The organism is Roseomonas sp. TAS13 (assembly GCF_001950415.1).
Taxonomy (GTDB): domain Bacteria; phylum Pseudomonadota; class Alphaproteobacteria; order Acetobacterales; family Acetobacteraceae; genus Roseomonas; species Roseomonas mucosa.
Genome location: NZ_BDLP01000225.1, coordinates 1 through 7,160, shown reverse-complemented (window position 1 = coordinate 7,160; position 7,160 = coordinate 1). Strand labels below are relative to the sequence as shown.

Sequence of the window (7,160 nt, the reverse complement as noted above, 5' to 3'; positions counted from 1 at the left end):
GTCGATCAGCGCCGCCAGCCGCACCAGTTCGTGCCGCCCATCGATCATGTCGACCAGCCGCGGCCGCAGCAGATCGGCCTGTTCCGGCGGGCGCGGGCGGTGCTTCATGCCCACAAGATTCGCAGGGCTTGTCGTCGAAAACAATCGAACCCTGCAAATCCAGGTCGCCGAGCCCGGAAAATCTCACAGCTAGATCAGTGCCTTACGAGTTATTCAAGGCCGACTCGCTAAGGCCTGCGGAATAACTGAGACGACATGGCTGAAGCGGATAAGACGCGCGTCTTTCTTCGGTTGATGGTCTAAGATTTCTAACCTGCCGCGAAACCTATAAATATCGCCAAAACCCGCCGCTTTCAGCAACAAGCCTGCAAGGTCATCAGGTACACGAAGGACGTTATAACGGATCCCGAGACGCGTATCTTCCTCGTTGCGTCCGCGTGTCCTGTCGCAGAAAAATTTGTCTGCATCGTTTCCGTAGCGCTTCCCGATTTTTAGCAGGATGCTCCGAAAATTTTCACGACCATCAAGGTCCGCGCCACCGTTATAGGATGCGACAGGCTCGAGCTTCTCCTTCAGCTCAAACTGCTGGTTGTCGAAAATCTCGGGTTCCACGGCGCGGCTGTTCATCGTCAGATATTCGGCGCTACGTGCAGTCTCCATGGCTGCCCGAGCCGAAAAAATGGCGGCCTGCCGCTGAGCGGAATGAGCGACACTCCTGGTCAGTCTTTCGCAAACCTGCACCATATGGCGCAGGTGGCGATTGTCCGCGATGTCGGCAGTCTCTTCGGTCCCCCGCCCGACAAGGCGCTGCGCCGTCGGCTTGCGAGCATACTGCCGAAACGTCGCTGCATTGGGACGTAGCTGCGCAATCCGAGTCTCCGTCGTGATCTCGCGAAGGCTTAGCGCAGGATTATCGATCACTCGCCGCGCTGCGGACGCAAAGGCTGTCAGTGCTGAAACCAATTCGGTGTCCACAGAGGGGGCCCCACTGGTCGCCGTGGCTGTGCCGAAGCCCATCACCAGCCAGATCAGGTCCTGCTGGAAATCCCGCAGATACTCCTCGAGCTGAGCCCGCCCGACGCCCGTTGCTACATTTTCAACAATCAAGCGATGGTTGCCGATTGCTATCTCGAACCGGCCCATGGTCCGGTGCAGTTCGCTGAGATGTCGCTTCGTTTCGGCATCCCATTCGCCATTCTGCACCCACCAGACCCCGCCATGCCCATCATCAACCGCAAGCATGGGGTGCCGCTCGCCCTGGGCGCTGATGAAAACCGGCGTCTCGCAGGCCAGAATCCCGCTTAAGCGCAGCCCCAGCCAGGGGTGCATGTCATGAAATATCTGCGTCTCAACGGTCATTGCCCCGCTGGGATCAGGCTGGATTTCTATTGGCTCTGGCGCGACCTCAATTCCCCGGGCGCGGCCTTGTTCCTGCCATTCTATGTTGAGGTAGCGCGCATCAATGGACGACTGCATCAACGCAACCAGTAGTTAGCGATCCCGTTGTTCCCTTCGGCCGCAGCGATCACGCGGTCCAGCGCGTCTACGCAGGACTCGGTGACCGTACCGAGATCCAGCCCCACCATCTGGGTGGCCAGACTATCCCGTAATGCGATCAGGATGTTCCGCTTGTTGCGCCCGTCGCCACCGACCCGGCCCGTGTCGAGCATCAGCTTTGGAAGGATCTTGTGCAGGACTACATTATTCAGCGCAGCCTGCCGCCCGATGCCGCAAAGCTTCGCTTCGCGGATGTAGTTCACGGCCTGACGTATACCGCGGAGTCCAAATTCGACACCCAGGGGATCAAGATGCTGGCGAGCTTGCTCAGCCAGAAACCCTGCATCTGCGTCCGTCCGGTCGAATGGGGGATAGTCCGCGCGAGAACCTAGATCACGGGCTGACAATCTCAGCGGCTGGTCCAGATCGAGGGCGAGTTCCTCAATTTCGGCTTCGAGTCCCTCCCAATCAGTGAGGACTGGATTGCGGAAGCGCAGGACATGCACACGATCGAGTACTTTGGGCGAAAGGTAATGCGTCGTTTCATCAATGTTGATTGCGCCGATTATCCGGACATTTGGAGGGAACCGCAAACTAGTCGGCGTACGAACAATCGCCGCGAGTGCACGCCGAAGTCGCGCATGATGCAGGAGCACCGATTCCGCGTCCTGAAAGCCGCCGAGTTGGTGGAGCAGGCGGTTCGCATCCTCGTTCTTCAGCAAATCCTCCATTGTGGCGGTCTCCGGTAGGCCGGAGCGTGCACGTGCCTCAGATTCGATTGTCAGGAAAAGTCCGTTTTCCACTACAGCATGTCGTTCCTCGTCAGAGGTGTAGAGCGAGATGACGGGGCTTTCGCTACGGATTTCAAGAAGACTCAGAAAATCTGCAAAATAATGTTCAACTCGGGCGAGGTTCATCTCGTCGAGACAAATGAAATGCGGGACCTCGGGCTCCTTCGCTGCAGCCTGAAGCGCCAGGAGAAAAGGTGTAGCCTGATAGCTGCGCTGAATTGGGTTGTAATAGCCGAGCAGATCCTCAGGTCCGGTCCAGTTCGGCTTGACAGGAATCACTGTGCAACGCCCGCCGATGGATTCAGCTACGGCACGAATCAGACTAGTTTTTCCTGAGCCGGAATCACCGGCCAGCACGAATAAATCATGGGTTCGAACCAGCGCGAGGAAGTCACGCAGTTGCGCTCTCGAGAACAGCATGCCGCGCTTCCATAGCCTCGCCTGTATGAAAGGCGCCAACTGGGCGAAATCGCCGCCTAAAGCGGCCCCAAAATCTTGACCTGGGCGCGTGTCGAGAACGTCCGCCTCGGGGAGAAGAGCGTCAACATCATCCCGATCGATCAGGTTGAGCGCGACCAAGCGACGGCTCTTCTCAGCCAGAAGATCGGCAAGATGACGGAAGCGCTCTGCTATGATTTTTTTCTTCCATAGAATTTGATTTTCAAGTTCTTCAAGGCTGATCCGCTCGGACTGGATCGTTTGCTGCACCTCCTCCAATTCTACTCCTAAACTAATCTTTAATTTTTCGATCCGAGCAGTATCTTCGTCTAGTCGAATCTGTTGCTCACTGATTTCCTTTTCTATTATTTCCCGTGCAGCTGCAGTGATTTTGTGCCCAGCTTCCGAGCCAGCGACCAGAATGTTCCATTGCGCTGGAATATCACTCAGAAGGCGTAAGGAGCCGAGCCGGACGTCGCACTTGTGAGGATTATTATGCCTTTCGCGCTCCCTGACGGGCGACAGTTGCAGTTCGGCCACGACCCACAGACTTTCGGCCAGTGCCTCGCTTAGATTAGTGAGGCGCCTGATTTCGGGCGGCGGCACGAAGGCACTCTGACTGCGGATTTTGGGCAGGGGATAGCGCAGGCTGGCGCCGGATTCTGGGTGCGCCAGATCGTCGAGAAAGAAGATCGAGCGACCGTCGGCCAGCACCTGTCGACTTAATTTACCAATCACGGTGAGCGGGGCATCCGTCGCAATCCCCCAGGCAGTGCGAAGCTCCTGCAATAATAGAGGGTCCTGCGCGTTAGCTTCCGCCAACCCACGCCCGGCTGGGCGAACCGAAATATCGCTGCTCAATTAGAATCTCTACTGAACGCCATTGGCATATAGGCTCTTTCGCAAGCGCTTAACTCCACATTTAGTGACAGCGACACCTGAACCATCCTACAAGCCCCGTGCACTACTAGCCCCCTTCATGCCTGCGTACCGACAAGCGCGCCAGATTTCACCCTATCCTGGGTGTAACTATGCCAGTCCACGTTCCCGCGCCGATGTCGGTTGATGAGGGTGTCAGCCTTGGCTGTCCAGCGGAAGGGCTTTGAGGCTGAACGAAGGTTATGAGCATCGCATCGAACGGTTTTGGAAAAGCCACGCTAGCTCGAGGCCGCATCGGACTTGCACGCGCTACTTCTGCGTCGCCTTGGGAAGGCCGACCATCTACGCCTGTACCTCGTCAAACGGATTCAACGTTTGCACTCCAAGCCCGCTGACGTCGGCCGTGTTGCGAGTGACCAGAACGAGATTGTGCACCTGCGCTGTAGCGGCGAGCAGGGCATCAATGACGGGGACGGATCGTGATACCGACATCCGCCCCCATGCGTCGGCCACCGCTGGATCCACGCCGATGACGCGAGCGCCAAACACGTCGGACACTTCGCGAAGCCAGCGCTCCAGCCCTCGCGCCTTCACCGGATCACGAGGGCGGACGCTCTCGATTCCCTTTCGGATCTCGCCGAGTGTCAACGCGCTGAGGAACAGGTCGCGATCCTCGACCGCCGCCCACCAGGAGGCGACGCTCGGGTGGCATCGCGGCCCCTTCCGGATCTCCGAAATGACGTTGGTGTCGACGAGCCAAGTCATAGGTCGATCGGACGTCCAGTATCGCGGGATCGGGTGAGATCGATGTCCTCCAGCGGCGCCGCGGCGAGCAGGTCCTTCAGGCTGCGCGTCAGCTCCGGCCCAAAGCGGCGACGGAGCAGCGCGCGCGCCTCACCGGCCTGATCGGGGTCGGCAAGCGCTGCTGCCACCGCCCGAACGAGCGGCGCATCCTCGCCGAGTACCTGCACCTCGATGCGCTGTAGGCCGAGGGCGCGCAGGCGGCGCCGATGCTCGGCGACAGCGGAGGGCGGCTTGGGTGTGGACTTCGCAGGCATTGAGGGCCCTCAATCAGTTTCCGGAAATATACCCGGAAAGGCGGGCAGGACTCAAGGAAACGCTGGCGCGGCCTGTGACGAGGTGGCAGCGGCTGCAAGGTAACGTCCACAGGCAGCTGGTCACGGGTCCGCGTTGACCATCATGGTGACGACGACGCAACATCACCCGATTAAATCATAAGAGGCCTTAATGCGAATCCCCTTCCTCGGGCGCCGTTCCGAGGTCTACCGCACCGCGGAGGCGCTGGTCCCGGTCCGCAAGGTGCTTGAGGATACGGCAAGGGCGCTGGCGGAGAAGTCGAGGCGGCCCCTTAACTTAAGGCTGCCGCCAGCTGTAGGTGCCGCCGCAGGAACTGTCGCGGGTGGAGCTGCTGGCTTTGCGGGAATGACGGTCGGCGCGGCGAGTGGCGCGTCCGGCGCTGCCGCCATGACGTCGGGGCTCGCTGCGGCCGGCAGCTTGATCGGTGGGGGGATGCTCGCCGGCATGGCGGTGATTGCGGCGCCGGCAGTCGTGCTTGGGGTGGCCGGGTACGCCGCCCTCGCAAACCACAACCACAAGAAGCTGGTCGTCCAAAAGCAGGCAATCCTCCAGGAGGCGTTGCGCAAGCAATCTGCTGTCCAGGAGAGGTTGCGAGCCGATCTCGACAACCGGGAAGCAGACGTGGCGCACCTGCAGGCACTCTCGGCCCGGCTGGCCGAGATCATTGAGAACCTGCGAGGCGACCTTGACCAAGCGGCCTGAGGGCTACGACGACGAAATCCGGGTTGCTCGGCACCTGAAGTCAGGCCTTGATGATCTCGATGCTCGGGCTGCGCGGCTCTCCGCCAACACCGCCGGTGCAATTGCTCGCGCAGAGGGCCTTCTCCGCCAGTTTGGAACTGCGGTTCCGTCGCGGCTTCCCGCCAAGTCGCGGACGCAAATATCAGGCAGACCGCTGGAACTGCGCCCATGGGAAGAGTTGGTTTCCGAGGCGCAGGAACTCGACGCAGATGTCGAGGCGCTCCTGTCCGCTGCGGAGATGCAGGCGCTACGTACGCGACTGAGGGCAACCGGCGCCGCCGCAGTCGCCGAGCATGGCATGGACCTGACCGACGCCAGCATTGCAGGGCTTGCGGCGATCCTCGCTGGAATCGTGGATGTCCTGCTCTTACAGGTTCCGGCGCACCCGGGCTTCCTTGGAAGCGCTGCGCATGGGGGCGGATGGCTATCCAACCTGGTCTCGGAACGGGTCGGAGAGCTGCTGCCACCCGACTCCATTCGTAGGCTTGAGCGGGAGTTCCCTGTTCCGTTTGACGCCGCAATCAGCCGAGGGCTCGAGAAGCCGATTGCGGGGCTCGGGCCGACCACTCACCGGTTCCATTCACCCGGCCATGATCCGCTTCTGGGGTGGGTGGTCGGAACCGCCGACGTCCTGCGGGGTACCTTCACAGCTTTCGACAAGCACGGTCAGCTTATCATTCAGCACTCGCCTACCGCCCGAGCGCTGGATCCGGGACTGAGCTTCTTCGAGAGCATTTTGCAGGGCCTTCACCAGGTTGGCGGCCATTTGTTATCTGACGTTGCGACCCCCGCCGGTCTTCCGGCGCCGCTCATGTCACTTGCCCCTCTGCTGCAGTTCGGGAGCATTGGCCCAAGGAGCTACACCATCGGCGAGGTAGCCCGGCAAATGTACCGCTCGGGGTACGACTTCCGGCACTTTGTCGCAGGTTCTGTATCGACGGTGCTAGTTGAGGTCGTGGTGAGAGGTGCCTGGGTAATTCGCCGACTGAACGAGGGGAGGCAGCTTTCCGATGCCATGCCGCTGGCTTCGCATCCTAGGCTTCGAAAGACCCTGCTGGTCGCGCACGCAGGCGCAGCTGCGATCAACGCCGGCAAGATTGCCTTCATGGGGCCCTTGGGTTTGAACTGGAGTCAGTGGCTCGCTCTCGGCCGTTACGCGGTGCCACAGACCCTAGCCGTGATGTCCGGTGTGGCTGCTCGACGGCGGGAGGAGGCCATAAGGCAGTCGCTTGAAGATGAAATGACGGAGCTCTCCCGCCGTATACATTCGGCGTGGCAAGGAGCCGCGACGTTGCCCACCTTGCGAATTTGAGGAAGGGCGATAGCTCACGGGCACGACGTCGAGCCCGAACCCGTAGAGCCGCGCAGGCACATATCGCGCGGCCCATCGTAAGGCTCCGGTGGGCACCGTTCTCCAAGGCTCCAGCCTAGAGACCGCACGCATCCAGTCGCACCTCCTCCGCCAGTTTCCTTACGCTTCCCGCTCTCTGACAGACCGACTGTCGCAGGGAGTGGCAAGTCTACTGAGGTTTTCGGGGCAGACCTGTTGGCCGCCAAGACCGAGACAAGGACCCTGCCGGGTCTCTAGATGTCAATCGGCACTGAATTGGGACCCCAGATCGGCACGCAAAAGGGACCCTCTTGTGAGGTGTGTTGAGGGGGCGTTCAGGCGCGGTTCTTGAATCGCCAACTATCGTTGCCGGTCTCGACGATGTC

At 60.4% G+C, this 7,160-nt stretch carries 6 protein-coding genes; 2 read left to right on the top strand and 4 right to left on the bottom strand.

Features of this window, described 5'->3' with window-relative positions:
- Positions 1-213 precede the first annotated feature (213 nt).
- The 4 genes from ROTAS13_RS16145 to ROTAS13_RS16130 all read right to left on the bottom strand — a co-directional run bounded on the left by ROTAS13_RS16145 (position 214) and on the right by ROTAS13_RS16130 (position 4,663).
- Entirely contained in the window at positions 214-1,476 is a 1,263-nt protein-coding gene (locus ROTAS13_RS16145; RefSeq protein ID WP_139323391.1) for a hypothetical protein, read from the bottom strand.
- Complete coding sequence (locus tag ROTAS13_RS16140) at positions 1,476-3,587, bottom strand: McrB family protein (protein ID WP_216348662.1); 2,112 nt, start codon at positions 3,585-3,587, stop codon at positions 1,476-1,478. The genes ROTAS13_RS16145 and ROTAS13_RS16140 overlap by 1 nt, the downstream gene beginning before the upstream one ends.
- 360 nt (positions 3,588-3,947) lie before the next feature.
- Complete coding sequence (locus ROTAS13_RS16135) at positions 3,948-4,370, bottom strand: type II toxin-antitoxin system VapC family toxin (RefSeq protein WP_075822843.1); 423 nt, start codon at positions 4,368-4,370, stop codon at positions 3,948-3,950.
- Positions 4,367-4,663 carry a hypothetical protein gene (locus ROTAS13_RS16130; RefSeq protein ID WP_075822842.1) on the bottom strand — a complete coding sequence of 99 codons (297 nt, stop codon included), beginning with the start codon at positions 4,661-4,663 and terminating at the stop codon, positions 4,367-4,369. Before ROTAS13_RS16130 ends, ROTAS13_RS16135 begins: the two co-directional genes overlap by 4 nt.
- A 385-nt stretch (positions 4,664-5,048) precedes the next feature.
- Here ROTAS13_RS16130 and ROTAS13_RS25780 point away from each other — a divergent pair, with 385 nt between their 5' ends.
- Both ROTAS13_RS25780 and ROTAS13_RS16120 read left to right on the top strand, forming a co-directional pair.
- A complete protein-coding gene (locus ROTAS13_RS25780; RefSeq protein WP_083755573.1) occupies positions 5,049-5,405 on the top strand; it encodes a hypothetical protein in 357 nt (118 codons plus the stop codon).
- Positions 5,389-6,756, top strand: coding sequence for a hypothetical protein (locus ROTAS13_RS16120; protein WP_075822840.1), 1,368 nt, complete (start codon positions 5,389-5,391; stop codon positions 6,754-6,756). The genes ROTAS13_RS25780 and ROTAS13_RS16120 overlap by 17 nt, the downstream gene beginning before the upstream one ends.
- Positions 6,757-7,160 lie beyond the last annotated feature (404 nt).